This is a genomic window from Streptomyces mobaraensis (assembly GCF_020099395.1).
Lineage (GTDB): Bacteria > Actinomycetota > Actinomycetes > Streptomycetales > Streptomycetaceae > Streptomyces.
This window is the reverse complement of record NZ_CP083590.1, coordinates 3,036,503-3,063,018: the sequence shown is the minus strand read 5'-3', so window position 1 is coordinate 3,063,018 and position 26,516 is coordinate 3,036,503. Positions and strand designations below refer to the sequence as shown.

General features: G+C 73.4%; 21 protein-coding genes and 1 pseudogene. 13 read left to right on the top strand and 9 right to left on the bottom strand.

The annotated features are described in order from the left end of the window. Positions 1-199: 199 nt before the first annotated feature. A complete protein-coding gene (locus K7I03_RS12965; protein WP_185941448.1) occupies positions 200-1,039 on the top strand; it encodes a GNAT family N-acetyltransferase in 840 nt (279 codons plus the stop codon). Next, positions 1,036-1,260 (top strand): translation initiation factor IF-1, encoded by a 225-nt coding sequence (gene infA, locus K7I03_RS12960; RefSeq protein ID WP_185941447.1) that lies wholly within the window; start codon positions 1,036-1,038, stop codon positions 1,258-1,260. Before K7I03_RS12965 ends, infA begins: the two co-directional genes overlap by 4 nt. 101 nt (positions 1,261-1,361) lie before the next feature. On the opposite strand, the gene K7I03_RS12955 is transcribed toward infA, so the two are convergent. The 7 genes from K7I03_RS12955 to K7I03_RS12925 all read right to left on the bottom strand — a co-directional run bounded on the left by K7I03_RS12955 (position 1,362) and on the right by K7I03_RS12925 (position 6,601). Next, positions 1,362-1,712 carry a hypothetical protein gene (locus tag K7I03_RS12955; protein ID WP_185941446.1) on the bottom strand — a complete coding sequence of 117 codons (351 nt, stop codon included), beginning with the start codon at positions 1,710-1,712 and terminating at the stop codon, positions 1,362-1,364. A gap of 22 nt (positions 1,713-1,734) precedes the next feature. Continuing rightward, positions 1,735-2,385: a TMEM175 family protein gene (locus tag K7I03_RS12950; protein ID WP_185941445.1), complete on the bottom strand. Its 651-nt coding sequence runs from the start codon at positions 2,383-2,385 to the stop codon at positions 1,735-1,737. Between the two features lie 76 nt (positions 2,386-2,461). Next, positions 2,462-3,655 carry an alpha/beta hydrolase family protein gene (locus K7I03_RS12945; protein WP_185941444.1) on the bottom strand — a complete coding sequence of 398 codons (1,194 nt, stop codon included), beginning with the start codon at positions 3,653-3,655 and terminating at the stop codon, positions 2,462-2,464. Positions 3,656-3,777: 122 nt separating this feature from the next. Further along, complete coding sequence (locus K7I03_RS12940) at positions 3,778-4,194, bottom strand: NUDIX hydrolase (protein WP_185941443.1); 417 nt, start codon at positions 4,192-4,194, stop codon at positions 3,778-3,780. A gap of 268 nt (positions 4,195-4,462) precedes the next feature. Further along, positions 4,463-4,657 carry a DUF397 domain-containing protein gene (locus tag K7I03_RS12935; protein WP_185941442.1) on the bottom strand — a complete coding sequence of 65 codons (195 nt, stop codon included), beginning with the start codon at positions 4,655-4,657 and terminating at the stop codon, positions 4,463-4,465. A gap of 15 nt (positions 4,658-4,672) precedes the next feature. Beyond that, positions 4,673-5,524, bottom strand: coding sequence for a helix-turn-helix domain-containing protein (locus K7I03_RS12930; RefSeq protein WP_185941441.1), 852 nt, complete (start codon positions 5,522-5,524; stop codon positions 4,673-4,675). Between the two features lie 762 nt (positions 5,525-6,286). Then, on the bottom strand, positions 6,287-6,601 hold the full coding sequence (locus tag K7I03_RS12925) for a hypothetical protein (RefSeq protein ID WP_221902663.1): 315 nt from the start codon (positions 6,599-6,601) through the stop codon (positions 6,287-6,289). Between the two features lie 446 nt (positions 6,602-7,047). On the opposite strand from K7I03_RS12925, the gene K7I03_RS12920 reads away from it, so the two are divergent. The 6 genes and pseudogenes from K7I03_RS12920 to K7I03_RS12895 all read left to right on the top strand — a co-directional run bounded on the left by K7I03_RS12920 (position 7,048) and on the right by K7I03_RS12895 (position 15,611). Next, positions 7,048-8,730, top strand: a complete 1,683-nt coding sequence (locus K7I03_RS12920; RefSeq protein ID WP_185941440.1) for an acyclic terpene utilization AtuA family protein — start codon at positions 7,048-7,050, stop codon at positions 8,728-8,730. Further along, complete coding sequence (locus K7I03_RS12915; RefSeq protein WP_185941439.1) at positions 8,727-10,325, top strand: acyl-CoA carboxylase subunit beta; 1,599 nt, start codon at positions 8,727-8,729, stop codon at positions 10,323-10,325. The genes K7I03_RS12920 and K7I03_RS12915 overlap by 4 nt, the downstream gene beginning before the upstream one ends. A gap of 24 nt (positions 10,326-10,349) precedes the next feature. Beyond that, positions 10,350-12,402: pseudogene (locus tag K7I03_RS12910) on the top strand (ATP-binding protein); the annotation flags it as partial. Positions 12,403-13,043: 641 nt separating this feature from the next. Then, positions 13,044-14,216, top strand: a complete 1,173-nt coding sequence (locus K7I03_RS12905; protein WP_221902662.1) for an acyl-CoA dehydrogenase family protein — start codon at positions 13,044-13,046, stop codon at positions 14,214-14,216. Positions 14,217-14,271: 55 nt separating this feature from the next. Then, a complete protein-coding gene (locus tag K7I03_RS12900; RefSeq protein WP_185941437.1) occupies positions 14,272-15,009 on the top strand; it encodes an enoyl-CoA hydratase family protein in 738 nt (245 codons plus the stop codon). Positions 15,010-15,068: 59 nt separating this feature from the next. Beyond that, on the top strand, positions 15,069-15,611 hold the full coding sequence (locus tag K7I03_RS12895; protein ID WP_221902685.1) for a TetR/AcrR family transcriptional regulator: 543 nt from the start codon (positions 15,069-15,071) through the stop codon (positions 15,609-15,611). A gap of 46 nt (positions 15,612-15,657) precedes the next feature. Here K7I03_RS12895 and K7I03_RS12890 read toward each other — a convergent pair whose 3' ends face one another. After that, positions 15,658-16,752, bottom strand: coding sequence for a citrate synthase 2 (locus K7I03_RS12890; RefSeq protein WP_185941436.1), 1,095 nt, complete (start codon positions 16,750-16,752; stop codon positions 15,658-15,660). 721 nt (positions 16,753-17,473) lie between these two features. Between K7I03_RS12890 and pdxH the strand changes: the two genes are divergently transcribed. Together pdxH and K7I03_RS12880 are read left to right on the top strand one after the other, a co-directional pair. Next, complete coding sequence (gene pdxH, locus K7I03_RS12885) at positions 17,474-18,175, top strand: pyridoxamine 5'-phosphate oxidase (protein WP_185941435.1); 702 nt, start codon at positions 17,474-17,476, stop codon at positions 18,173-18,175. Positions 18,176-18,710: 535 nt separating this feature from the next. Next, positions 18,711-20,189 (top strand): PAS domain-containing protein, encoded by a 1,479-nt coding sequence (locus tag K7I03_RS12880; RefSeq protein WP_185941434.1) that lies wholly within the window; start codon positions 18,711-18,713, stop codon positions 20,187-20,189. A gap of 476 nt (positions 20,190-20,665) precedes the next feature. Here the strand turns inward: K7I03_RS12880 and K7I03_RS12875 are convergent, their stop codons facing one another. Continuing rightward, positions 20,666-21,421 (bottom strand): SIS domain-containing protein, encoded by a 756-nt coding sequence (locus K7I03_RS12875; RefSeq protein WP_185941433.1) that lies wholly within the window; start codon positions 21,419-21,421, stop codon positions 20,666-20,668. A 250-nt stretch (positions 21,422-21,671) separates the two neighbouring features. On the opposite strand from K7I03_RS12875, the gene K7I03_RS12870 reads away from it, so the two are divergent. From K7I03_RS12870 to K7I03_RS12860, 3 genes are all read left to right on the top strand, one after another. After that, positions 21,672-22,364, top strand: a complete 693-nt coding sequence (locus K7I03_RS12870) for a metal-dependent transcriptional regulator (RefSeq protein WP_185941432.1) — start codon at positions 21,672-21,674, stop codon at positions 22,362-22,364. A 1,439-nt stretch (positions 22,365-23,803) separates the two neighbouring features. Beyond that, positions 23,804-24,715 (top strand): alpha/beta fold hydrolase, encoded by a 912-nt coding sequence (locus K7I03_RS12865; protein WP_185941431.1) that lies wholly within the window; start codon positions 23,804-23,806, stop codon positions 24,713-24,715. Between the two features lie 193 nt (positions 24,716-24,908). Then, positions 24,909-26,462: an FAD-dependent monooxygenase gene (locus K7I03_RS12860; RefSeq protein WP_185941430.1), complete on the top strand. Its 1,554-nt coding sequence runs from the start codon at positions 24,909-24,911 to the stop codon at positions 26,460-26,462. Positions 26,463-26,516 lie beyond the last annotated feature (54 nt).

The following is a 26,516-nucleotide window of genomic DNA, read 5'->3' as shown; positions in this document are numbered from 1 at the left end:
GAGCGCAGTTGCGAAAAAATGAGTTGAGCGAGGCGGCGCCCCGCGGTTACGTTCATGGCGGACCGCGAAGTCGTCGTATGGAGGTGAGACCCGTGAACGCAGTTACCCGTGGGTGCTCCCTCATTCCGTCACGGTCCGGCGGCTGACGTTCGGCGTCGCCAGGAGCGCCTGAGACCGAGGCACTCCTGAGGAGACTCCGATGAACACAACACCTTTCCCTTCCGGCCTGAGCGAGAACGCCGTGGTGATCACGCGCGTCGCGGACAGGCAGTGGCACGCGCTGGACGACGGCCTGGTGGTCGGCCGCGGATACGCGGAGCGCCGGGCCGACGGGCGCCTGTTCGCCTGCGTCGACGCCTGGCACGACGCTGTCTTCGACCGGCTCGCCGAGGCGATGCTGGCCGAACTGCCCACGCCGCTCTACGCGGTGGTCGACGAAGCCGACGCCGGACTGACGGCCGGCTGGCGGCGGGCCGGATTCGCGGTCCGGCGCCGCGAGTGGGAGTACGCCGTGCCGACCGACCCGCGCGCCACCGGACTCGGAGCGGTCCCGCCGCCTCCGGGCGTGACGATCGTCCCCGCCGGCCAGGCGGACGAGGCCCTGCTCCGGGAGCTGGACCGCGCGATACGCGACGAGGTCGGCGCGGCCGCCGGGTGGCACTCGATGCCCGCGGAGGTGATCCCCCTTCCCCCGGGCGACACCATCGTCGACCCGTCGAAGTACGCGGTGGCGGCCGGCCCGGACCGCTACCTGGGCCTGATCCGCGTGGTGACGGTGATCCGGCCGCGCATCGGGCTGCTCGCGGTCCGGGCCGGCGAGCGGCGCCGCGGTATCGCGCGGGCGCTGCTGGCCCACGCGCTGGGGACGCTGCACCACGCCGGATACGCGGCGGCCTGGACGGAAGTCCAGGAGGCCAACCGCGCGGCCTCCGCGCTGGTCGAGGGCTTCGGCGCCCGGCCGATGAGCAGCAACCTGGAGCTTGAACTGGACCAGAACCTGAACCAGAACCTGGACCTGGACCTGGAGCTGGGCCGATGACGAGGAACAAGAACGTCATCGAGGTGCAGGGCAGGGTCATCGAGTGCCTGCGCAGCGCCATGTTCACCGTGGAGCTCGACAACGGCCACCGGGTGCTCGCGCACATCAGCGGGAAGGTCCGCAAGAACTACATCAAGATCATGCTGGAGGACCGCGTGCTGGTGGAGCTCCCGCCGTACGACCTCACACGCGGCCGGATCGTCTTCCGGTACCGCGACTAGCGGAGGCCCGCGCCCTCTGCTGTAGCTGATCCCACCCTCGGACCCCGGCCACGAGACGACATCTCGCGGCCGGGGGCATGTCGTGACCGGAGCCCGCCGGCTCAGAGCCGGCGCTGCGCCGCTTCGACGCTGTCCCCGCCGCTGCTGTTGAACGCGATGGCGGCCTGTGGCGCGTGCTGACGGATCAGGTTCACGATCTGCTCGAAGAGGGGCAGAAGCTGCTCGGTCTTGCGGATCCCGCCGCCGATCACGACCACGCCCCACGGACGCTCGCTCAACGACGCGACGAGCGCGGGCTCGGCCGACGCGTCGACGCGGACGAGCGTCATGGCTGCGTCGATGCCGTGCTCGCCGAAACGCGCCAACTCGGCGTCCAGAGCGGCGCGGAGCGCTGTCCCATCGACGCCGGGTATGCCCTGAGGGTCGTAACCGATCACAAGTACGGAAGACATCCGCCTAAGCTACCGAGGCCCGTCAACCCACCGAGGCCCGTCCGGCGCGGAGCCACCCCAAGAGAGGCCCGCCGCAAGCGGCGGCGCCGTGCGCGACGAACCACAGGACGTAGGCGTAGGGGAATACCCAGGCCAGAGCGCCGCTGAGGACGAACCAGAAACCGACGGACCAGGAGGCGTCGGCCTGCCGGCGCGTGGTGGCAGGAGCGTCGACAACCAGGCGGGCGGCGACGGCGATCTCCTTCACGGTCGCCTCGCAGCACACCATGGCGGCCATCGTGCCCGCGAACAGGGTCTGTGCCAGCGGATTGGTGATCGATGCGCCGATGACCGCCGTCGGGAACGGCAGGAAGGCCACCAGGAGCAGGAACGGCGCGTGCCAGAACGCGAACCCCCTGGACAGCCGGCGGACCCCGTCCATCAGCTCGTGATGGCGCCGCCACACCGACCAGAGCAGCACGAACGCCAACGCGAACGCCAGGTAGGCGCTCCGCTGGTCGACCAGGAAGCCCCACAGCGCGCGCCCGGAGCCGAGTTGCCGGTCGCCCGGGTGTTTGAGCTCCACCGCCAGCAGGGTCATCGCGATCGCGAAGATCGCATCGGTGAAGAAGGCCAGCCTCTCCGGCGAGAGCCCGGCTTCGAGCCGCGCGTCGGTGCTCGTCTCGGTGCTCATGAGGACTCCCTGTCATCGGGATCTTCGACGGGGTCGGGGCGGGCGCGAGCGCACCGGAACCAGGGGAGGGGGCGGCTCAGAGGGTCTGGTCGAGCCAGTCGTACATGTGCTGGTGGAGGGTGGAGCGACCGCCGTACGCGCAGTGCTCGCCGAGCCCGTCGGCCCCCGGCAGGGTGACGAGGGTGCTGGGTGCCCTGAGTGCCCGGTGCAGTCGGGCGGGCTCGCTCTTGAAGAAGGCGTCGTCCTCCGGGTCGAAGATCAGGGCGGGCGTGGTGATCCGGTCGACGACGCCGTCCAGCGTGTAGGCGCGCGAGCGGCGGACGTAGTCGGCGATCGAGTCGGCGCCGAACGTCCACACCCCGTTGCGCAGCGCCCACCGCAGGGAGGTGCTGCCCGCCATCGCCATCCGCAGGACGCGCTCCGCGTCGTCGTCCCGGCCGTCCAGCATCCACTGGAGCAGCCACGGCGGGAGCGGCCGGGTGGTGGCGTCGAAGTAGCTGTAGATGCCGCCGTCGAGGACGAGTGCGGCGGCCCGGTGTTCGAACGCGGCCGCGCGCGGGACGAGTTGGCCGCCGAAGCTGTAGCCGTACAGGACGACGCGGCCGGGGTCGATCTCCGGGCGGGTCAGGGCGTAGTCCAGTACCGGGGTGACGACCGCCTCCCAGTCGGGCCGGAAGAACAGCCGCTGTTCGCGGAGCGCGGCACCCTGGCCCGGGCCGTCGTAGGCGAGGCAGTGGTAGCCGCGGCGCAGCGCCGACGCCGCGACCGCGAAGTACGCCTCCTCCAGGATGGAGTCGAACCCGCTGGTGAAGACGATCGCGGGGCGCGGCGCACCCGAGTCGTCGGCGAGGAAGAGGCAGCCGGGCAGGGTGGTGTCCCCGTACGGGATCGCCACCCGTTCCACCGGAGTGTCGAGATGCGCGGCGGCGGTCGCGAACGTGCTGCGGGCGAGGCCCGCCAGTTCCCTGGCCCGGTCGTCGCCGAACGGGTCGTCGCGGAGGTAGAACTCGGCGGTCCGGTAGTAGTTCGACGCCCGCAATAACGCCTCGCGCGCACCGACGCGCTGCCCTGCCGCGAGCGCCTTGTCCCCCTGTTCGTGGACGCGGGCGGCGGTGGCGCGCCACCGGCGGTACCAGGCGTCCTCGTCACCGTCCGGGATCGCCCGCGCGGTGGCGATCACTTCGCCGAGATCGGCCCCGCCGTACGCAGCGAAGCACGCGGTACGCAGGGTCTCGAAGGCGAAGGACTCGTCATCGAAGAGGAATTTCACGGCGGGCTCTCCTCGCCTTCGGGACGAACGGCACCATCCCGCCCTACCCAGGGCGGCCCGGCGCCAACCGGAGCGCCCGGTGGCGGAGGCGCTCCGGTCGGCGCCGGGCCCCGCCCGTTCGCCTAACGGCCTTCCGTCGTCCTCAAGGCCGTCGCCGCCCCGGTGATGAGGAGGTGTTCGTGGGGGCTGACGCCCTCGGCGATGCCGGGGTAGTCGACGAAGGCGAAGGCGGTGATCTCCGTCCGGGCGCCCGGTAGTTGGATGCGTGCGATGTCGTCCGCCTGGAGGTTGTCGCACGCGAACAGGTACGCGCTGGAGCCGGTGCCCACGATCGGCTCCATGCCGAGGACGAACCGGGGCTCGACCCTGATGTGCAGGTCCCGGCGTACGTGGTAGGCCATCGCGTTCCGGGCCGACTCGTTGGGGAGCGCCGGGCCGCCCGGCAGGCGCCAATTGCCTTCTGCGGTCTTGAGCATGAGGAGACGGCCGTCGGGGTCGGTGAGGTGTGCGAGGCCGGCGATGTGGGGGGTGGGAGGCATGGCTCACTTCCTGGCGCGGGCGGATGGTTCCTTTGGGGAGAGGGTGGCGCGCGCGGAGGTCAGGTAGTGACGTTTTGGCGAATCCAACTGCCCTACGTGCACGCCGAGTTCCGGCGGCGCGGTCGGCGCCGCCCGGGGCGGTGGCGACGTACGGAAGGTAGCGGCGCGCGAAGCCCCGGTGCAAGGGTTCACCGGTGAACGGTTGCACCGGCATATGACAAACGCCCCCCACCTGCACAGATGGAGGGCGACCGAACCTGCTGGTGCACTAAATCGGGTGACGCAATCCACCGGCCTTGACGCCGGAGATGAAAGCGCGCAGCTTGGCGCGAGATGCCTTGATGGTCGCGCCCGGCGCATCGCTCTCGCGAATCAGCACTTCGCCGGGGATCTCACTCGCCAGTTCTATGCACTCGTCTCTGTCGTTGGAAAAGGAAGACTTTTGCCACTTCACTTCCGACATCTGGATGCCTTGCCCTCACAATTGGTTCGCGACGCTGCGGATGAAATCCCGGGAGGCCCTCGGTGGGAGGGCAGTCTTTTTGGCGTGCCTTAGGATGCACCGATAGTTTTCGAGGTGCGAGTCGGTGTCGAGGAAGAGCGATCCATGTGCGGTGTCGATCTGTACCGTATCCAGTCGCGGAACAGGCCCCGCAGCGTAGGTGCAGGAGCTGTTGGCTCCCGGAAACGAACCGTGGGAAAAGGGGATCACGTGGATGGTGAGGCCGTCGTGGGTGCTCATCTCCAGCAGCCGCTCCAGCTGTCGGAGCTGACCCTCCCTGCCGGGGTGGATCATCCGCAGTGCCGCTTCGTGGATCACGAAGGTGCACGGTGTCGCAGGGTCGCGCTGCATCACGCACTTTCGACTCATTCGATGCGATACCCGGCGTTCCACCTCCACTGAGCTCAGCGGCGGAACGGTGTTCCGAAAGAGGCTTGCCGCGTATTCCTCGGTCTGGAGGAGCCCCGGGATGTACGCGAACTGCATAACCGTCAAGCTCGCGGCGTGGTATTCCAGCTCCGCGAGGTCGAGCATGCTGGTGGCCAGGATTCCCCGAAATTGCTCCCACCAACCCTTGTGGCGCTCCTCCGCCATCCGTACCAAGGTCTCGACGAATTCGCCGTCCGGGTATGCGTAGAGGTCGGCGAACGTGCGGATGCGCTCCGCGCTCACGCCGAGCCGTCCGGCCTCGATGTTGCTGATGCGGCTGCGATCCGCGCTGATCAGGCGCCCGGCTTCGGCGACGTTCAAGCCCGCTTGCTCCCGCATCCTGCGCAACTCGGCGCCGATTCGCTGTTGCCGCGCAGTGGGTGCCGTCCTTGGTGGCATGCCGCTCTCGCTCCTTCTCCTGGGCTTGCGGCACAGTCTCGCGTGTGCCATCTGGCGGGTCTAGCCGGTGCATGAAGTTTCCAGTGTGGTTGCAAGGGTGCACCCATGACCCCTATGGTCCTGCGCAGCACCGCGCCGCACGCCGGGAGGATCCGAAGTGCAGCCGCCTGCACGCCCGTTGGGGCGTCCCGGGAGGCGGCCGAGCCACGGACGGCGTCGGATGGACGGTCCCCGACAGCGCGAAGGAGGCGATCCCATGAGGGCCACGCGGCGAAGACCCTGCTCAGGGAAGCGACCAACAGGTACATCGGCGATGGGGGAAGCGCGGCGACGGGTTCCATGTCACGCACGCCGCCTCGGCAGTTCGAGTGAGGGAAGGTGGCGGTCGCCGCCGTCCACGTGCCGCGCCGGGGCTGTGAACGGGGCCTTCCGGCAACGTGCCGGTCCCGGCCGGCATCCGGACGGCGGACCTGCCGGGCCGGGAGCGCCGTCGGCCGGACGGGCCGGCGTCAGCTTCCCGTGAGGCCGGACCCGCGTGACCCGCAACGCGCATAAGCGCGCATAAGGAAGCCGGGCATCGTTCCGCGACGCGCCTGGTGCCCCCGTCTTGCCAGGGCGGGGGCGAACCTGGCGCGCCGTCGGTCGGAGACAACGAGCCACGTCCACCGGTCGGCGGTCCCGGGCCTGCGGAACCCGGCCGGTGCCGGAGCTCGCGGAACGGTTCGACCGGCGAGGGGAGAACGCGGGCTGCCGGCTTCCTCTTCAAGCGCTGTCCGCCTCGTACGGCGGTGAGGGCCGGTTCCAGACGGCGTCGGATCGGCCGACGACCTGGCGGAGTTCGCGGGCGTTCCGAGGCGACATGGCCTGCATCACGGTATCGAGGAGGGCGCGGGCTTCGAAGGGATCGCCGCAGCAGTACCAGTGCGCGTTCCCCCACTCGTGGTCATGCCACAGTTGACGCTCGGGGCGGCGGACATAGTCCTTCCACAGGCGCACGGCCGTGCTGACGTCGCCTGGCCGCAGGTAGTTGCGGCTGCGTTCGAGTCGGGAGATCTCGGACAGCGCGCGCGAGGACAAGCCGTCGATGGCGGTGCCTGTGTCCGGTGTCCGGTGGCGGGAAAGGCCGGTCCGGACGTGTCCTGGCCGGCTACGCGGCATGGACCTTTCGGTTCGTCGTCATGCCATACATCGTGCCACGATCCCGGACGGTGTCGAAACGGAGCCGTACGGGCCGGTCGCCTGGGACGCACCGGGCCTTCGGGCGGCCGTCGTCTGGTCATCCGCTCCCGCCGCGCCGCACGCGATGGTGACGAGGGCTGTCGGGGCGCGTGACCTCCGCGCCCGTCCGTCCACCGGTCCGCCACACGCCGGTACCGGCCAAGTCCGCCTGCCGCCCGCAAGCGCGCACCCCAACGTCACGTTGTCCGGCCGGACCGCACGCGCCGTCCGCCGACGGCGCGAGGCGGCCGGAAACCGAGCAAGCACGCTTGCTTGTTTCGCGGGCCGCTGCCACGCTCACCGACGTGCTGAGGATCGGGAACGCCTCCGGCTTCTACGGTGACCGTTTCGACGCGATGGAGGAGATGCTCACCGGCGGCCCCCTGGACGTACTCACCGGGGACTATCTCGCCGAACTGACCATGCTCGTCCTCGGCCGGGACCGGCTGAAGGACCCGGAGCGGGGGTATGCCCGCACGTTCCTCCGGCAGTTGGAGCACTGCCTCGGGATCGCCGCCGAGCGCGGCGTGCGGATCGTCGCCAACGCGGGCGGTCTGAACCCCGCTGGACTCGCCGAAAGGATAGGCGAGTTGGCCAAACGGTTTGGCACCGGCACCCGTGTCGCGTACGTCACCGGTGACGATCTGCTCCCCGCCCGCGACTGGGGCCCCGGTGTGCTCACCGCCAACGCCTACCTCGGCGGGGCCGGGATCACCGCCTGTCTGCGGGCCGGGGCGGATGTCGTCGTGACCGGCCGGGTCACGGACGCGGCGCTGGTCAGCGGGGTGGCGGCCGCCCACTTCGGGTGGCGGCCGGGGGCGTACGACGCCCTCGCGGGCGCCGTCGTCGCCGGGCACGTGCTGGAGTGCGGGGCGCAGGCGACCGGCGGGAACTACGCGTTCTTCCGGGAGCACGACGTCCGTCACCCCGGTTTCCCCATCGCCGAACTGAACGCCGACGGCAGCTCGGTGATCACCAAGCACCCCGGCACCGGCGGTGCCGTCACCATCGGGACCGTCACCGCGCAGCTGCTGTACGAGACACAGGGCGCCTGCTACCCGGGCCCGGACGTGACGGCCCGGCTCGACACCGTCCGGCTCGCGCAGGACGGACCGGACCGGGTGCGGATCGACGACGTCCGGGGGGAGCCGCCGCCAGCCGTGCTCAAGGCGGGGCTGACCCGCCTGGTCGGGCTGCGCAACGAGGTCGTGTTCGTCCTCACCGGCCTGGACATCGAGGCCAAGGCGCGGCTCGTCCGGGAGCAGATGGAGGACGCGCTCGCCCGCCGCCGGCCCGCCTCCGTCCGCTGGACCCTGGCCCGTACGGACCACCCCGACGCGGCCGCCCAGGAGGAGGCGAGCGCGCTCCTGAGGCTGGTGGTGCACGACCCCGACCCGGGGACCGTCGGCCGGGCGGTCGGTGCGGCGGCCGTGGAGCTGGCCCTGGCGAGCGTGCCGGGGCTGCACCTCACCGCGCCGCCGGATCCGGGTTCCCCGTACGGGACGTTCGAGGCGGTGCCCGTGGACCCGGAGACCGTGCGGCACATCGCCGTCCTGCCCGACGGGACGCGCGTCCCCGTCCTCCCGCCGCCCGTCCGGACCGACGACGCGCCGCCGCTGCCCGACCCCGCGCTCCCGGAACCGCTGCCCGCCGGGCCCGTGCGCCGCGCGCCCCTCGGGCGCGTCGTGGGCGCCCGCAGCGGGGACAAGGGCGGCGGCGTCAACGTCGGCGTCTGGGCGCGGGACGAGGACGCGTGGCGGTGGCTGGCCCACGCGCTCACCGTCGACCGGTTCCGCCAACTTCTGCCCGAGACAGACGCGCTGGAGATCACGCGGCACGTCCTTCCCAACCTCCGCGCCCTGAACTTCGTCATCGAGGGCCTCCTCGGGCGCGGCGTCGCGGAGAACGTCCGCTTCGACCCGCAGGGCAAGGGCGTGGGGGAGTGGCTGCGCGCCCGGTGCACGGAGATACCGGAGGTGCTGCTGTGACCGTCCTGACCTCCCGGCTCGACACCACCGGGCCCGACTACGCGGCCAACCGGGCCGCCATGCTCGACCGCCTCGCCGAGGTCGAGGCCGCCCACGCGCAGGCCGTGGCGGGCGGTGGCGAGAAGTACGCGGCCCGGCACCGGGCCCGGGGCAAGCTCCTGCCGCGCGAGCGCGTCGAGTTGCTGCTCGACCCGGACACGCCGTTCCTGGAGCTGTCCCCGCTGGCCGCCTGGGGCACCGAGTACGCGGTGGGGGCCTCGCTCGTCACCGGCATCGGCACGGTCTCCGGCGTCACCTGCCTGATCAGCGCCAACGACCCGACCGTACGCGGCGGGGCGAGCAACCCGTGGACGCTGCGGAAGGCGCTCCGCGCGCACGAGATCGCCCGCGCCGACCGGCTGCCGGTGATCAGCCTGGTGGAGTCCGGCGGCGCGGACCTCACCGGGCAGAAGGAGATCTTCGTCCCGGGCGGCGCCCTCTTCCGCGACCTCACCCGCCTCTCCGCCGCCGGCATCCCCACCGTCGCCGTCGTCTTCGGCAACTCCACGGCCGGCGGCGCGTACGTGCCGGGCATGTCCGACCACGTTGTCATGGTCAAGGAGCGCGCCAAGGTGTTCCTCGGCGGGCCGCCGCTGGTGCGGATGGCCACCGGGGAGGAGGCCGACGACGAGTCGCTGGGCGGCGCGGACCTGCACGCGCGCGTCTCCGGCCTCGCCGACCACTTCGCCGTCGACGAGTACGACGCCCTCCGGCAGGCCAGACGGATCGTCGCCCGCCTCCACCACCCGCCCGCGCCCGCCGCCCCCTGGCCGTCCGCACCGCCCCGCTACGACCAGGACGAGCTGCTGGGCATCGTCCCCGGCGATCTCCGGGTGCCGTTCGACCCGCACGAGGTGATCGCCCGCATCGTCGACGGCTCGGACTTCGACGCGTTCAAACCGCTGTACGGCGCCGGGCTGACCACCGGCTGGGCCCGGCTGTACGGCCGGCCGGTCGGGATCCTCGCCAACGCGCAGGGGGTCCTCTTCAGCGCCGAGTCGCAGAAGGCCGCGCAGTTCATCCAGCTCGCCAACCAGCGGGACATCCCGCTCCTCTTCCTGCACAACACCACCGGCTACATGGTCGGGCGCGCCTACGAACGCGGCGGCATCATCAAACACGGCGCCATGATGATCAACGCGGTGGCGAACTCCCGGGTGCCGCACCTCTCCGTTCTCCTCGGCGCGTCCTACGGCGCCGGCCACTACGGGATGTGCGGGCGGGCGTACGACCCCCGGTTCCTCTTCACCTGGCCCAGCGCCCGCGCCGCCGTCATGGGACCCAGGCAGCTCGCCGGCGTCCTGTCGATCGTCGCCCGCGCGTCGGCGGCCGAGAAGGGGCTGCCGTACGACGAGGAGGCCGACGCCGGCCTGCGGGAGGCGGTGGAACGGCAGGTGGAGGCGGAGTCGCTGCCGCTCTTCCTCTCCGGGCGGCTGTACGACGACGGGGTCATCGACCCGCGCGACACCCGGACCGTGCTCGGCCTGTGCCTGGAGGCGGTGTACGGCGCGCCGGTGGCAGGGCTCCGGGGCGGCTTCGGGGTCTTCCGCATGTGACGTCCCCGCTGGGGAGGGGTGACCGTGATCGAGAACGTGCTCGTCGCCAACCGGGGCGAGATCGCCTGCCGCGTCGTCCGCACCTGCCGTGCGCTCGGCATCGCGACGGTCGCCGTCCACTCGGACGCCGACGCCGGGGCGCTGCACGTCCGCGCGGCCGACACGGCCGTCCGCCTGCCCGGCACCGCCTCCGCCGACACGTACCTCCGGGCCGACCTGCTCGTCCGGGCCGCAGTCGCGGCGGGGGCGGACGCCGTACACCCGGGGTACGGGTTCCTGTCGGAGAGCGCCGCGTTCGCGAGGGCCGTGCGGGCGGCGGGGCTGGTGTGGATCGGGCCGCCGCCCGAGGCGATGGAGGCCATGGCGTCGAAGACCCGCGCCAAGGAGATCGCGGCCGGCGCCGGCATCCCGGTGCTCACGCCTCTCGTACCGGACGCCGTCCGCCCCGCCGACCTGCCCGTCCTCGTCAAGGCGGCGGCGGGCGGGGGCGGCCGGGGCATGCGGGTGGTGCGCGAACGGGCGGAGCTGGACGCTGCCTTGGCGTCGGCCCGCGCGGAGGCGGCCGCCGCGTTCGGCGACGGGACGGTGTTCGTGGAGCCGTATGTGACGGGCGGACGGCATGTGGAGGTGCAGGTCCTGGCCGACGCGCACGGCACGGTCTGGACCCTCGGCACCCGCGACTGCTCCCTCCAGCGCCGCCACCAGAAGATCGTCGAGGAGGCCCCGGCGCCCGGTCTGCCGGCCGGTCTGGAGGACGCCTTGTGCGCGCACGCCGCCGCACTCGCGCGGGTGGTCGGGTACGAGGGGGCCGGGACGGTGGAGTTCCTGGTCGGGGGTGACGGGCGGCCGTGGTTCCTGGAGATGAACACCCGGTTGCAGGTGGAGCATCCGGTCACGGAGTGCGTGTACGGGGTGGATCTGGTCGCCCTGCAACTGCGGGTCGCGGAGGGCGGCCGGCTGGAGGGCGAGCCTCCCGTGCGGCGCGGACACGCGGTCGAGGCGCGGCTGTACGCGGAGGATCCGGGACGGGAGTGGCGGCCTTGGGTGGGAGTGGTGCGGGAGGTCGCGTTCGGGGGAGTGCCGGCAGGGGGCTCCGGGGGCGGGACGGGCAGTGCGGGGGCATTGGGTGGGCCGTACGTGACCACTGGCGCGGAGGGCGGCCTCGGGTCCGGTGGTGCCGGTGGTGCCAGCGGGCTGCGCGTCGACCTCGGCGTCGGGCCCGGCGACGACGTCAGCCCGTACTACGACGGGCTGCTCGCCAAGGCCGTCGCCCACGCCGCCGACCGCCCGGCGGCCCTCCGGCTCCTCGCCCGCTCCCTCGAACGCGCCCGGATCCACGGCCCGGTCACCAACCGCGACCTGCTCGTCCGCACGCTCCGCCACCCGGAGTTCGCCGCCGGGGGCGCGGGGACGGACTTCTACGACCGCCGCCTCGCCGAACTCACGGCTTCCGGCGGCGCCTTGTACGAGGCCGACGCCCGGCGCGCGGCCCTCGCCGCCGCCCTCGCGGACGCGTGGGGGCGGTCGCCGTTCGGCGGGTGGCGCAACGTTCCGTCGGGGCCACAGGTGAAACGGTTCCGTGTCGAGCCGGAGGGGACGGAGTACGAGGTCCGCTACCGCGTCGGCCGCGACGGCGGCCTGGTGGAACCGTCCGGGCCGGAGGCGACGCGGCTGTGCGCGGTGGAGTTGTTGCGGGGGGGCCGGCGGCGGCCGCGGCGCCCGAGTGGTCCTGGAGACGCCCGACGGCGTCCGGCGGCCGTACGCCGTCGCGTTCCACGAAGACTCGGCGTACGTGGACGGGCCGTCGGGCGCCTGGACGTTCACCGTCCTGCCCCGCTTCCCCGACCCGGCCCCGGCCGTGGAACCCGGCTCGCTGCACGCGCCCATGCCGGGCACGGTCGTGCGCGTCGCCGACGGGGTCGCACCCGGGCGGGAAGTGGCGGCCGGACAACCGCTGCTCTGGCTGGAGGCCATGAAAATGGAACACCGCGTCACGGCCCCCGCCGACGGCACTCTCACGGCCTTGCACGCGTCCCCCGGCCGCCAGGTGTCGACCGGCGACCTGCTCGCCGTCGTCACACCGACGCGCAGGCCGCCGACGCCGCCGGACGTCGGCGTGTCCGCGCCGGACGGCCGCGTCTCCGTGCCGACCGACGACGGAGCCGCGCCGGCCGGCGACGCTTCCGAGCCGGACAGCCGCGTTTCTGCGCCAACCAGCGATGGTTCCACGCAGGGGAGTTACGCGTCTGCGCCGGACGAATACCTGGTCGGGCCGGACGGGCCGACGAACGCGCCGGACACGCCCATGTCCGTACCGGACAAGGTGCCACCGGTACCGGACAGATCCCCGCCTGCGCCGGACAAACACGCGGCCGCGCCGAGCGAGCCCACGTTCGTACCGGACAAGCCCCCGGCCGCTCAGGGCGAGTCCCCGGCCGCACAGGACGAACGCACGTCCGCGTCGGGCGAACCCACGCCCGTACCGGACAAGCGCACGGCGCTACCGGACAAGGCGCCACCCGTACCGGACAAGTTCATGCCCGTACCGGACAAGGTGCCACCCGTACCGGACAAGCTCACGCCCGTACCGGACAAGGCCCAAGCCGCACCGGACGGCTCTCCGCCTGTGCCGGACAATCCCGCACCCGTACCGGACGAGATCCCTCCCGCACCCCCAACGCCCGCGCCCCCGCCCGCCCTCCCCGAGGAGGCACAGCCATGACCACCGCCCCGCACGGCGCCACGGCCCCTCGAAGCACCCGAATCCCTCGGACTCCGCACGGCACCGCCGAGCAGCAGGCCCTTCGCGCCGCCGTCGCCGCCCTCGGCGCACGTGGGCTCTCGCCGGACGAGCTCTGGGCGGAGGCCGGCAAGCTCGGCTACCTCGGGGTCAACCTGCCCGAGGAGTACGGGGGCGGCGGCGCCGGCATCGTCGAGCTCGCCATCGTGCTGGAGGAGCTGGCGGCCGCCGGCAACCCCCTTCTCCTCATGGTGGTGTCGCCCGCCATCTGCGGCACGGTCATCGCCCGCTTCGGCACCGACGAGCAGAAGCGGCGGTGGCTCCCGGGGCTCGCGTCCGGTGCCACGCGCATGGCGTTCGGGATCACCGAGCCCGACGCCGGTTCCAACTCCCACCGCATCACCACCACCGCCCGCCGCGACAAGGGCGACTGGCTGCTCACCGGCCGCAAGGTGTTCGTCTCCGGCGTGGACGTCGCGGACGCGACCCTGATCGTGGGGCGCACCGAGGACGCCAGGACCGGCCGGCTCAAGCCCTGCCTCTTCGTCGTCGATCGCGAAGCACCCGGTTTCCGGCGCAACGCCATCCCCATGGAACTCTCCGGTGACATCCGGCAGTTCGAGCTCGTCCTGGACGACGTACGGTTACCCGCCGACGCGCTCGTCGGCGACGAGGACGCCGGTCTGCTCCAGCTCTTCGCCGGGCTGAATCCGGAGCGCGTCATGACCGCCGCGTTCGCCCTCGGCCTGGCCCGGTACGCGCTCCGCAGGGCCGTCGAGTACGCCCGCGTCCGGCAGGTGTGGGACCGGCCCATCGGCGCCCACCAGGCCGTCGCCCACCCGCTCGCCGACGCCCACATCGGCATCGAGCTGGCCCGGCTGATGACGTACCGGGCCGCCGGGCTCTACGACGCGGGCGACGACGCGGCCGCGGGCGAGGCCGCGAACATGGCGAAGTACGCGGCGGCCGAGGTCGCCGTCCGCACGGTGGACCGGGCCGTGCACACGCTCGGCGGCAACGGCCTCACCAAGGAGTACGGCCTCGCCGCGCTCCTCACGGCGGTGCGGGTGGCGCGCGTGGCGCCGGTGAGCCGGGAGATGATCCTCAACTACGTGTCCCATCGGTCCCTCGGACTGCCCAAGTCGTACTGAAACCCGTACCGTTCGTCCGGACGACCCGGGGCCGTACCGGGGGACTGGAGAGGCCATGCCCGTACAGCTTGGAACCGCCGTCGGCGTCACCACCCTCACCCTCGACCGTCCCGCCCGGCGCAACGCCCTCTCCGCCACGCTGATCGACCGGCTGCGCGCCGGGCTCGCCCGCGCGGCGGACGACCCGGACACCCGGGCCGTCGTCCTCACGCACACCGGCGGCACCTTCTGCGCGGGCGCCGACCTGGAGGAACCCCCGGGCGCGGCCGAACTGACGGGCCTGTTACGAGAGATCGTCGAGCTGCCGAAACCGGTGGTCGCGCGCGTGGCCGGGCACGTCCGGGCCGGCGGTCTGGGCATCGTCGGCGCGTGCGACATTGCGGTGGCGGGGGAGGGCGAGGGGGTCACGTTCGCCTTCACCGAGGCCCGGCTCGGCCTGGCCCCGGCGGTGATCTCGCTGCCGCTGCTGCCCCGGCTCGACCCGCGCGCGGCCGGCCGCTACTACCTCACCGGCGAGACGTTCGACGCCCGCGAGGCGGTGCGCGCCGGCCTGGTGACGGTGGCGGCGCCGGACGTCGACGCGGCCCTGGAGACCGTCCTCGACGGGCTGCGCGCGGCGTCCCCGCAGGGCGTCGCGGAGTCGAAACGCCTGGTCACGGCGGACGTTGTGGCCGCGTTCGAGCGCGATGCGGAACGGCTCACGGCGCTGTCGGAGCGGCTGTTCGCGACGGACGAGGCCCGCGAGGGCATCACCGCTTTTCTGGAACGGAGGCGTCCCGCGTGGCGACAGTGACCACCGGCACCACCGACACCACGGGCCGGAACCGCGGCCGGGCCACCCGCCGCCGGGTCATGGACGCCGCCGTCGACTGCCTCGCCGAGTACGGCTGGACGGGCTCGACGGTCACCGTGGTGGCCGAACAGGCGGGCGTCTCGCGCGGCGCCCTGCAACATCATTTCCCCACCCGCGAGGACCTGTTCACGTCGGCCGTCGAGTACGTGGCCGAGCAGCAGTCGGCGGCGCTCCGCGCGCTCGTCGAGAGCGCGGCGCCGATCGTCGGCCCGGCCCGCCGGTACCTCGCCGTCACCGAACTGGTGGACCTCTACACCGGCCCCCTCTTCCGCGCCGCCCTCCACCTCTGGGTGGCCGCGGCGACCGAGGAACCGCTGCGCCCGCGCGTCGTCGAACTGGAGGCGCGCATCGGCCGCGAGGCGCACCGCATGGCCGTCGGACTGCTCGGTGCGAACGAGAAGGAGCCGGGCGTCCGGGAGACCGTCCAGGGCCTGCTCGACATGGCCCGCGGCCTGGGCCTCGCCTCGCTCCTCACGGACGACGGGGCACGGCGGCGCCGGGTCGTGGAGCAGTGGATGGCGATCCTGGACGACGTGCTGTAGAGGCGGCGTGCTGTAGGGGCCGGGATCCCCGGCCCCTACAGGTGGGTCAGCGCTCCTGGAACCCGGGGATCTCCCGCGGGTCGCGCGGGCCGGGGCCCACGTACTTGGCCGACGGCCGCACCAGGCGGCCGGTGCGCTTCTGCTCCAGGATGTGCGCGCTCCACCCGGCCGTCCGGGCGCAGGTGAACATCGACGTGAACATGTGCGCCGGCACCTCGGCGAAGTCCAGCACGATCGCCGCCCAGAACTCGACGTTGGTGGCGAGCACCCGGTCGGGACGGCGGTTGTGCAGCTCCTCCAGCGCCGCCTTCTCCAGCGCCTCGGCGACCTCGAAGCGGGGCGCGCCCAGCTCCTTGGCCGTCCGCCGCAGCACCCGCGCCCGCGGGTCCTCGGCGCGGTAGACGCGGTGGCCGAAGCCCATCAGGCGCTCGCCCTTGTCCAGGGCCTGCTTGACGTAGGCGGTGGCGTCGCCGGTGCGCTCGATCTCCTCGATCATGCCGAGGACGCGGGACGGCGCGCCGCCGTGCAGCGGGCCGGACATGGCGCCGACCGCGCCGGACAGTGCCGCGGCGACGTCCGCGCCGGTGGAGGCGATGACGCGGGCGGTGAACGTGGAGGCGTTCATGCCGTGTTCGGCGGCCGACGTCCAGTAGGCGTCGACGGCGGCGACGTGCTTGGGGTCGGGCTCGCCGCGCCAGCGCTTCATGAAGCGCTCGACGACGGTCTCCGCCTTGTCGATCTCCCGCTGCGGGACCATCGGCAGGCCTTGGCCGCGCGCCGACTGGGCCACGTAGGAGAGGGCCATGACGGCGGCGCGGGCGAGGTTGTCGCGCGCGGTGGCCTCGTCGATGTCGAGCAGCGGCTTCAGGCCCCACACGGGGGCGAGCATGGCGAGCGCGGACTGGACGTCGACGCGGATGTCACCGGAGTGGACGGGGATGGGGAACGGCTCGGCGGGCGGCAGCCCCGGGTTGAACGAGCCGTCGACCAGCAGGCCCCAGACGTTCCCGAAGGAGACGTGGCCGACCAAGTCCTCGATGTCGACGCCTCGGTAGCGGAGTGCGCCGCCCTCCTTGTCGGGTTCGGCGATCTCCGTCTCGAACGCGACGACTCCTTCGAGTCCGGGTACGAAGTCGGACATCAGGCGGCTCCTCGTGAGGTGTTCGACAAGCGGCTGCCGACCGTGGCGGTGTCCCCGGCCGGTGGTCAGCTGAAGGTTTGGTGAGTCTGGTGAGGCTGATGAGGTCTGGTGCGTGCGGTGTCTGCGGTGCTGCTGCGGCTGTCCCTGCCGCCGGGCCCGTCCCGGACGGTGGCGGGGCGGGTGCCGGCCGGATGCGCGGCCTCGGCTCGCGCTCCGTGGTGTGTTCTTGGGGTCGTGCTCGGGTGGTGCCGGGGGTGGTGCTCTGGGCGGTGCTCGGGGTGGTGCTGGGGGGTCGTGCTCGGCTCGGTCTCGGCTCGTTTCCACCGGTCGTGCTCTTCACCGGTTGTGTGGTCACCGGTGGTGTGCTGACCGGTCGTGCTTTCCACCGGTCATGCCCCGTGCGGGAGCACTTCACCCGGCACTTCACCCGTCTCCTCGGGGGAGCCGGGCCAGGCCGGAAACGATAGCCGGTGCTGTGGGGGGGTCCACAGCCTTCCACCTGGCGATTTTGGTGGGTTCGCCACATGCGGGGAAGGGTGATGTCCGGCACACCGTGCATTTCACCACGGGAAGGGTTGGGGGGAGCGGTGACGGGGCAGGATGAGTGGTTCCTTCGTGCGAAGACCGTTCTGCCGGCCGGCTGTGGAGGAGCGGGCCGGCGTTCGGTTCTCGGGCGCGCAAGGTGCTGCGGACGCCCCCGCGCGTACTGCAAGATGAGCGGATGCCCCACCTCACCCCCGTCCCGCCGGCCGAGGATCCCGACGGCCCGCTGGACCCCGCCGCCATGCGAGCCCAGTACCGCACCTCCGGCCTGCGGGAACAGGACCTGGCCGACGACCCGTACCGGCAGTTCGCCCGGTGGTTCGCCGAGGCGACGGCGAGCGGGCTGGAGGAGCCCAACGCCATGATCGTCTCCACGGCGGACGCGGGCGGGCGGCCGAGTTCGCGGACGGTGCTGCTGAAGGCGTACGACGAACGCGGGTTCGTCTTCTTCACCAACTACGGTTCGCGCAAGGGCCTGGAGATCGCGGCCAACCCGTATGTGTCGCTGCTGTTCCCGTGGCATCCGCTGGCCCGTCAGGTCATCGTCGCGGGCCGGGCGGAACGCGTCGCCCCGGAGGAGACGGCGGCCTACTTCCACTCCCGCCCGCACGGTTCGCAGGTCGGCGCCCTGGCGAGCGCCCAGTCGACGGTGGTCGGCTCCCGGGAGGAGATCGACGCGGCGTACGCGCGGCTGGCGGCCCGCTACCCGGAGGGCACGGAGGTGCCGGTGCCGACGGGGTGGGGCGGCCTGCGGGTGGTGCCGGAGAGCGTGGAGTTCTGGCAGGGGCGGGAGAACCGGCTGCATGACCGGCTGCGGTTCGTACGGGTGGCGGAGGCCGCCTCGGGAGGAATGTGGCGGGTGGAGCGGCTATGCCCGTAGAGGCGTGCTGACGCGGGCGGGTGCGGTCACGTGCGGTCGGATGCGGTCGGGTACGGCTGAGGCGCGTGTACGGCGGAAAGGTGCGGACGTGGTCCCGTCGGCCGCTCGTTCGCGTAGGTGGCCCTGAAACCGCGCGGAACCCCGAAACGCAGACGATCCGTGGGCCGCTGACCGCCGCGCCTGACGGCGCGGCGGTGCCGAGCGGACGACTCGGCGGCCCACGGATCGGGTGACTGCTGGGAATTGGGCCGGCTTCCCCGGGGCCCGTCAGGACCCGGAAGACCCGGCGCTGCGCTCTGCGCGACGACGGGCGCTAGCCCGCAGTCACCTCACGCGTCCGGACTGAAATCACTGTCCGATCACCTCCCTTCTCGTGTGCCCCACACAGTAGGCAGCCGCCGGGAGGGTCACAACCGAATTTCCGCGCGCACCAATTCGCGCACCGATTTCGCCGAAGACGGTGTGGTGTCCGGCGGGGTCGAGTTGAATGGCCCGTCGTGCAGGACATGCAGACGCGTCCAGCAGGGGGTATCTCGTGACCGCTCCACACCACTCCGGTCCCGCCCGCCACGAGGCCCGGCCGGCGGCGGAGGACACCGACGCCACCGGCCCCGGATCCGTCCCCGGCGACGGCCGCGACGCCGACGGCCGCGGGTCCCCCTCCGACGGCGACGACCACGACCTCCTCGCCGCCCTCCTCGACGGCATGGACGCCGCCCTCTGCGCGTTCGACGCCGAAGGCACCGTGACCCACTGGAACCGCGAGGCCGAACGCATCCTCGGCTGGACGGCGAAGGAGGCGGTGGGCCGGCAGGGCCTCGCCGGCTGGGCGGTGCGCGAGGCGGACGCGGCGGCGCTCGACGCCCGGCTGGCCGACGCGATGGGCGGCAACGGGCGGCAGGTGGACGAGTTCGCGCTGCTCACCAAGGACGGCGGCCGGGTCCTGGTCCGTACCCAGACCTCGGCCGTGCCGGGACCCGACGGCGAGCCGGCGGGCGTGTACTGCGCGTTCAGCGAGGTCCACACCCAGATCGACCTGGAACGCTCGGTGGCGCTCAGCGAGGCCCTGTTCGGGGACGCGTCCTGGGGCGTCCTGCTGATCGACGCCGACCTGCGGCCCGCCCTGGCCAACGCGCACGCGGCGCGCGCCCTGCGGTGCAGCCGCTCCGGACTGCTCGGCCGCCCGCTCGGCGACCTGCTCGACCAGGGGCTGGAGGACGTGGAGAGCGCGCTCCAGCACGTCCTCGCGACCGGCGCGCCGCCCGCCCCCACCGAGCTCTGGGTCACCGTCCGGGGCGGCGCCGACACCGCGTCGGACGGCCGCGCGGCGGGCGCGCCCGAGCGGCGCTGCTGGCGGAGCGGGTTCCTCCGGCTGGCCACGCCCCTCGCCGAGGAGCCGGTGCCGCTGGGCGTGGCCTGGCTCTTCCTCGACGTCACCAAGGCCCGGCTCGCCGAGCAGGAGAGCGCCCGGCTGCGGTTCCGCGGCAGCCAGCTGCACCGCGCGGGCCGGGCGGTCGCCGAGTGCGAGGACCCCATGGAGGCCGCCGCCCTGTACATGGACTTCGCCCTCGCCGGCTTCGCCGACCACGCCCTGATCGACCTGCTCCCCGAGCCCGAACCCGACCCCGAGCGCCCGATCCGGCTGCTCAGAGCCGCCGCCACCCCGGCGGGGGCGACGGGCGGGAGCGGCACCGCCTCCGTCCGCGGCTGCCTCCCGGTGCCGTACGCGGAGGGGCACCCGGCCCTCCAGGCGGTCGAGCGCTGCGGCTCCGTCCGGGCCGTCTCCGACCGCACCCGCGACTGGGCCGCCGCCCGCAAATGGCCCGCCGGCACCCAGCACGCCCTCTCCACCGCGCTGCGCAGCAGGGGGCGCACGGTGGGCGTGGTCACCTTCCTGCGCGGCCCGTCACGCCGGCCGTTCGACCGGGCGGACGCGACGTACGCGGAGGACATCGCGACGCGGGTGGCGGCGGCGGTGGACCTGGCGGCGGCGACGGCGGCGCCGGCGGGGTGAGGGGCTCGGGGGCCGCCGGGCCGGAAGCGGGCGTTCCCTCCGGCTCCCTCAGGCTCCCTCCGGCGGCGGGCGGACGGCGCCCTGGGGCGAGTCCGTCAACCGGTCCGGTGCCGGACCGCGAAAGCGGTGCGGTCCTGCGGAACCGGTGCCGTCAGGCGGAAACGGGTACCGCCTTGCGGAAACCGGTACCGCCTTGCGGAACTGATGCCGTCCGCTGACCCCAGCGCCGTCCGCTGACCTCGGTGTCGCCCCGCCGACCTCAGCGCCGGACCGCCGAACCTGGTGCCGGACTGCCGACCCCAGCGTCGCCCCGCCGGACCTGGTGCGTCCCGCCGACCCCAGCGCCGGACCGCTGACCTCGGCGTCATCCCGCCGACTTCAGCGTTGCCCCGCCGGACCGGGTGCGTCCCGCCGACTCCAGCGTTGCCCCGCCGGACCGGGTGCGTCCCGCCGACCCCAGGGCCGTCCCGCCGAACCTAGTGCCGGAAGAAGATCCGGTCCCGGTACTCCGCGAGCACCCGGCCGTTCCACTCGTGACCGCCGTCCACGTTCCCGGACCGCAGCATCGGCGGCTCGATCCCGCGCGCGGCGAGCTCCCCGGCGGCCGAGGCGATCACGGCCTGCATCAGGGCGCTGGTGACGACGGTGGAGGCGGGCGCGAAGGGCGCGGCGATGCCCTCGGCCGTCAACTCCGCGTCCCCAATGCCGATCTTGCTGTCGAGGACGACGTCGCAGTGGTCTTTCAGGAACGTCCCGGACACGTGCCGGGACTTGGTGTGCTCGGCGTAGGCGAGCGAGGTGAGGCCGACGACCTTGAGGCCGAGCGCGCGGGCGTTCATCGCCATCTCGACGGGCAGCGAGTTGCGGCCGGAGAGGGAGATCACGACGAGGACGTCGCCCGCCTGCACGGGACTGGTGTCGAGCACCGCGCCCGCGAGCCCGTCCACCCGCTCCAGGGCGCTGCCCAGGGTGGCCGGGGTGACGTCGACGCCGACCGTCCCGGGCACGGCGAGCAGGTTGACCAGGGCCAGGCCGCCGGCGCGGTAGACGACGTCCTGGGCGGCGATGGACGAGTGGCCGGCGCCGAAGACGAAGATCCGTCCGCCGTCCGCGACGGTGTCGGCGATCAGGGCCGCCGCGTCGGCGATGTGCTCCGCCTCCTCGTCGCGGGCGCGCCGGAGCAGCTCGATCGCGGCGTCGAAGAACTGGCCGGCCAGCTTGTTCCCGCTCATCGCCATGGGCTCCTCGGCATCTCTGTCGGCGTCGTCGGCGTCAGGTCAGGTCGCCCGCGCGGCGGCGATCCGCGGCGCCGGCACGGTGCCGGCGGCGCGGGGGCCGTCGTGGTGGCGCGGCTCACGTTGCGGGTTTGACCTGGGCCCTGTCAATACGGCGGTCCCGGCCCGGGCGGTACACGCCCGGCTTGTCAGTGGTATGCGTCAGAATTGGTGCCAGGGCCAGCGCACGACTTATCGAGGGGCACGCATGTCCGGACTGATCGACACCACGGAGATGTATCTCCGCACCATCCTGGAGCTGGAAGAGGAAGGTGTGGTCCCGATGCGTGCGCGCATTGCGGAGCGGCTGGACCAGAGCGGTCCGACGGTGAGCCAGACGGTCGCGCGGATGGAGCGCGACGGCCTGGTCACGGTCGCCGGCGACCGCCACCTGGAGCTCACCGAGGAGGGCCGCCGGCTGGCGACGCGCGTCATGCGCAAGCACCGGCTCGCCGAGTGCCTGCTGGTCGACGTGATCGGCCTGGAGTGGGAGCAGGTCCACGAGGAGGCGTGCCGCTGGGAGCACGTGATGAGCGAAGCCGTCGAGCGCCGCGTGCTGGAGCTGCTGCGCCACCCCACCGAGTCGCCGTACGGCAACCCGATCCCCGGCCTGGAGGAGCTCGGCGAGAAGGCCGAGGCCGACCCCTACCTGAACGAGGACATGGTCAGCCTGCTCGACCTGACGCCCGGGACGGAGGGCAAGACCGTCGTCGTGCGGCGCATCGGCGAGCCGATCCAGAGCGACGCGCAGTTGATGCACACCCTGCGGCGCGTGGGGGTGCAGCCGGGTGCCGTGGTCAGCGTGACGGAGTCGCCCGGTGGGGTGATGGTCGGCAGCAGTGGCGAGTCCGCCGAGCTGGCCTCGGAGATCGCCTCGCACGTCTTCGTCGCCAAGCGCTGAGCCGGGGCTCGTCCCGGGCCTTCGCCCGGGACGACCGGCGCTGACCGGTGGATTCACCTCCGCCACCGGTCCCGCCACCGGCTCGTACGGCACCCGCCCGCGCGGCCCGCACGGCCCACGCGCGCCGGCCCCGCGCCGCCGCGCGGGCCCACGCGCCTCTCCCGGCGGGGTGCCGGCGGGACCGGCGGTGTGGTCAACTACCCATTCCCCGGCCGGAGTCGGCGGAAGTCGGCGGATCGCGTACAGACGCCCCCGGGGCGTGTCACGCTGGCGTAGTGGCATATGCGCTCGCGCCGCCGACCAGGGAGGGGAGCCGATGAGGCACGGGGTGCTTTCTGCGCTGCCCGCGCCTGTCGGGGCGTGTGTGCCGCCCGTGGTTTCCACCGGGACGGCGAAAACGGCCGTGGCCACGCGGGCGGCGCGTGCCGCGACCACGGCCCGGTCCGCCGCCACGATGCGGGCCGCGGCCACGGCCTGCTCCATCCATGCGGCCAAGGCCTGTTCCGCCCATGCGGCCACGGCCCGCTCCGCCCGCATGGCTACTGTCAGGTCCGCCCACCCGGCCACGGTCCGACTGTTCGCGGCGCGGAGGCCCGCGTTCCCGCAGCGCGTCCGGGCATCTGCCCGCTCCGTCGACGGGGCGGCCGCCCGGGCCGCCGCCGGGACTCTCGCAGCGTGGAGGCCCTTGCTCCCGCACCTCGTCCGGGCATCCGTCCGCCGCACCGGCGTGCTCGCGGCGGCCCGGACTGCCATCGCCGGGGTCCTCGCGGCACAGAGGCCCGAGTGCCCGTACCCGGCTCAGGCGGCCACCCCGGCGCGTCCGGCGCGGGCGCCGCATGGGGCACACGCGCCGAGCGGATCGCTGCGTGCGAGGAAGCGGGCGCGCCCGGCAGAAGCGCCGCACGGCATGGCTGCCGTCCGCTCAGCGCGGGTGCCGTACGAAGCGTCGGCGACGAGCGTGCCGGTTCGCGCGGCAAGGGTGTGGTGCGCGATCGCTGCCGTCCGCCCGGCACGAGTGTCGTGTGCAATCGCCCCCGCACGCCCGGCGTGCGCGCCCCGCATCGCGCGGGTGCGGGCGGCGGCCCGGGCGGTGCGCCGCGGTGCGTCGACGCGGTCGACGGGAGCGCCGCCCACCGGACATCCGCGCCCCGCAGGGGCGCGAAGCATGACAAGGGCCCCGGCGCCCTCGCGGGCGGCCGGGGCCCCGCCTCCCCGTATTCCCCCTGCGGCGACCCGGGGCCCCGAGCTCCCAGGGTGCGCCTCGCGGACCTGTTTCCCCGAGCGGTCCGCGCCCGAGTCGATTTCTCCCCTTGGCGACGACGGTCAACCCTCGGCCCCGGTCACTCGAACGAGGGGTGTTGAGCGCGAGAACCGTCCCATTCGAAAGGGGGTTCCATAAGGTGGAGCTGTCCGGGGGTGAAGTGGGGATGCCAGGAGTGATGGCGCGGCGTATCGATGTCAGTGGCAGTGGTGGAGTGCGGCTCGCCGCCTGGGAGTTCGCCGACCGGACGCGGACGGTCGACGCGCTCGGCAGGGCGCCTGTGCACACGGTGCCGGCCGTGGCCCGGGGGCGGGAGCCCGGCGAGGGCGGGGTCCTGCTGCTGCACGGGCTGATGGGCCGCGCGGCGCACTGGGCCGAGACGGCCCGCTGGCTCTCCACCCGGTACCGGGTGGTGGCCCTCGACCAGCGTGGACACGGGCGCAGCGAGAAGCCCGTCGGGGGCCCGTACGTGCTGGACGCCTATGTGTCCGACGCCGAGGCGGTCGTCGAGCGGCTGGGGCTCGCCCCGGTCACCCTCATCGGCCACGCGATGGGCGCCCTCACGGCCTGGCGGCTGGCGGCGCGCCGGCCCGACCTCGTCCGGGCCCTCGTCATCTGCGACATGCGTGCCTCGGCGCTGGGCGCGGCCACCCAGCGCCGCTGGGGCGAGTGGTTCAAGTCCTGGCCGGTGCCCTTCGCCACGCTGGCGGACGTCCGGCACTGGTTCGGCCAGGAGGATCCGACCCTGGACCGCCCGGCCCCCGCGCGCGGCGACTTCTACGCCGAGGTGATGGCCGAACGCGCGGACGGCTGGCGTCCGCTCTTCTTCCGCCGCCAGATGCTCATGGCCCGCGAGGCGTACGCCCACGACGCCCACTGGGAGGAGCTGGCCCTCGTCGAGTGTCCCGCCCTCGTCGTCCGCGGCCTGGACGGGGAGCTCGGCCGCGCCGAGGCGCAGGAGATGGTCCGCGTCCTCCCTCAGGGCCGCTACGCGGAGGTGGCCGACGCGGGCCACTTCCTCCACTATGACCAGCCCGCCGCCTGGCGCCGCGCGGCCGAGCCCTTCCTCCGGGCGGCGGTGCCGGTGTAGCCGCGGCCCGGGCCGCGCCGAGCGCGCACCCTCACACCGCGCCTCACCCTCCTCCCCCGCAGCCTGCCGAAACGCTGGCGGAAGGGGCGCGCGGCCGCACGCCCGAAATTAATTCAACGGGCGTTGACATTCCTTCGGCCCAGGTGTGCACTGGAAGGGAACAGGCCAGAGGAACCGGCCAAAGGAGGCCGTCATGTCCGCTCGTACCGCCACCTCCACGTCCACCCGCACCGAGCCGCCCGCGGACGTCCTCGTCGTCGGGGCCGGCCCGACCGGTCTGCTGCTGGCCGGGGATCTCGCCGCCTCCGGTGTGAACGTCGTGCTGCTGGAGCGGCGGAGCGCGGAGTCCAACCTCACCCGGGCCTTCGCCGTGCACGCCCGGACCCTGGAGGTGTTCGACGCGCGGGGGCTCGCCGAACCGCTGATCGCGACGGGCCACCTGGTGGACGGCGTCCGCCTGTTCGGGCGGATGGCCATCGACCTCACCCGGCTGGAGACCCGCTTCCCGGGCGTCCTCATGACCCCGCAGTACCACGTCGAACACCTCCTCGAAGAGCGCGCCGTGGCGGCGGGCGCCGACATCCGGCGCGGGGTGCGCTGCACCGGACTGCGGCAGGACGCCGACGGGGTCGCGCTGGACGTCGAGGAGGCGGACGGCACCGCGCGCACCCTGCGGGCGCGGTACGCGGTCGGCACCGACGGTGTGCGCAGCACCGTCCGGCAGGCGCTCGGCATGCCGTTCCCGGGGCGGGCAGTGCTCGACTCCGTGATGCTCGCCGACGTACGGCTGTCCGCCGCGCCGCGCGAACTGCCCGCGTTCCGGGGCGGCGCCGAGGGCTTCGCGTTCGTCGTCCCGTTCGGCGACGGCTGGTTCCGGATCATCGCCTGGCGGCGCGGCACCCGGCTTCCCACCGATGCCCCCGTCGACCTGGACGAGCTCAAGGGCGTCACCCGCGCCCTCTTCGGCACCGACTTCGGCATCCACGACGCCCGCTGGACCTCCCGCTTCCACAGCGACGAGCGCCAGGTGCCCCGCTACCGGGACGGCCGGGTGTTCCTGGCCGGCGACGCCGCCCACGTCCACTCGCCCGCCGGCGGCCTGGGCATGAACGCCGGCCTGCAGGACGCCGCCAACCTGGGCTGGAAGCTGGCGGCCGTCCTCCACGGCCGGGCCGAGGAGGCCCTGCTGGACAGCTACCACGCCGAACGCCATCCCGTCGGCGCACAGGTGCTGCGCGTCAGCGGCGCCATCGTCCGCGCGGTGCTGCTCGACTCCCCGGTGATCCGGGGCGCGCGCAACGTCGCCGCCCGTGTCCTGCCCTTCACACCGGCCGTGGGACACCGGCTCGCCCGTACCGTCTCCGGACTCGCGGTCGCCTACCCGGCACCTTCCGGATCCCACCCGCTCACCGGCCGGCGCGTGCCCGACCTGCCGCTCGTCGAGACCGGCGACGGACCCACCCGCCTCTACGAGGCACTGCGTGCCGGCACCCACCTCCGCGTCCTGCCGCGCGACACCGGCCCCGACGTCCCGCCGGCCCCGCCCGGCGCGCTCACCGTCACCCGAGCCGACTCCGTACGGACGGCCCTGCTCGTCCGCCCCGACGGCTACGTGGAGTCGGCGGAGGAACTGCCGCCGAGCTGGACCCTGCCGGAGGCGGAAGCGGTGGCGGCAACGGGAGCAGGCCGGGAGAAGGCGGCGCCGGCCGGACCGGAGGCCGCGGAACGGAACGCCGTCGTGGCGTGACCGCCCGGCATCGCGCCGCGGGAGCGGAACGGCCGTATCCGGCACCGGGGCCCA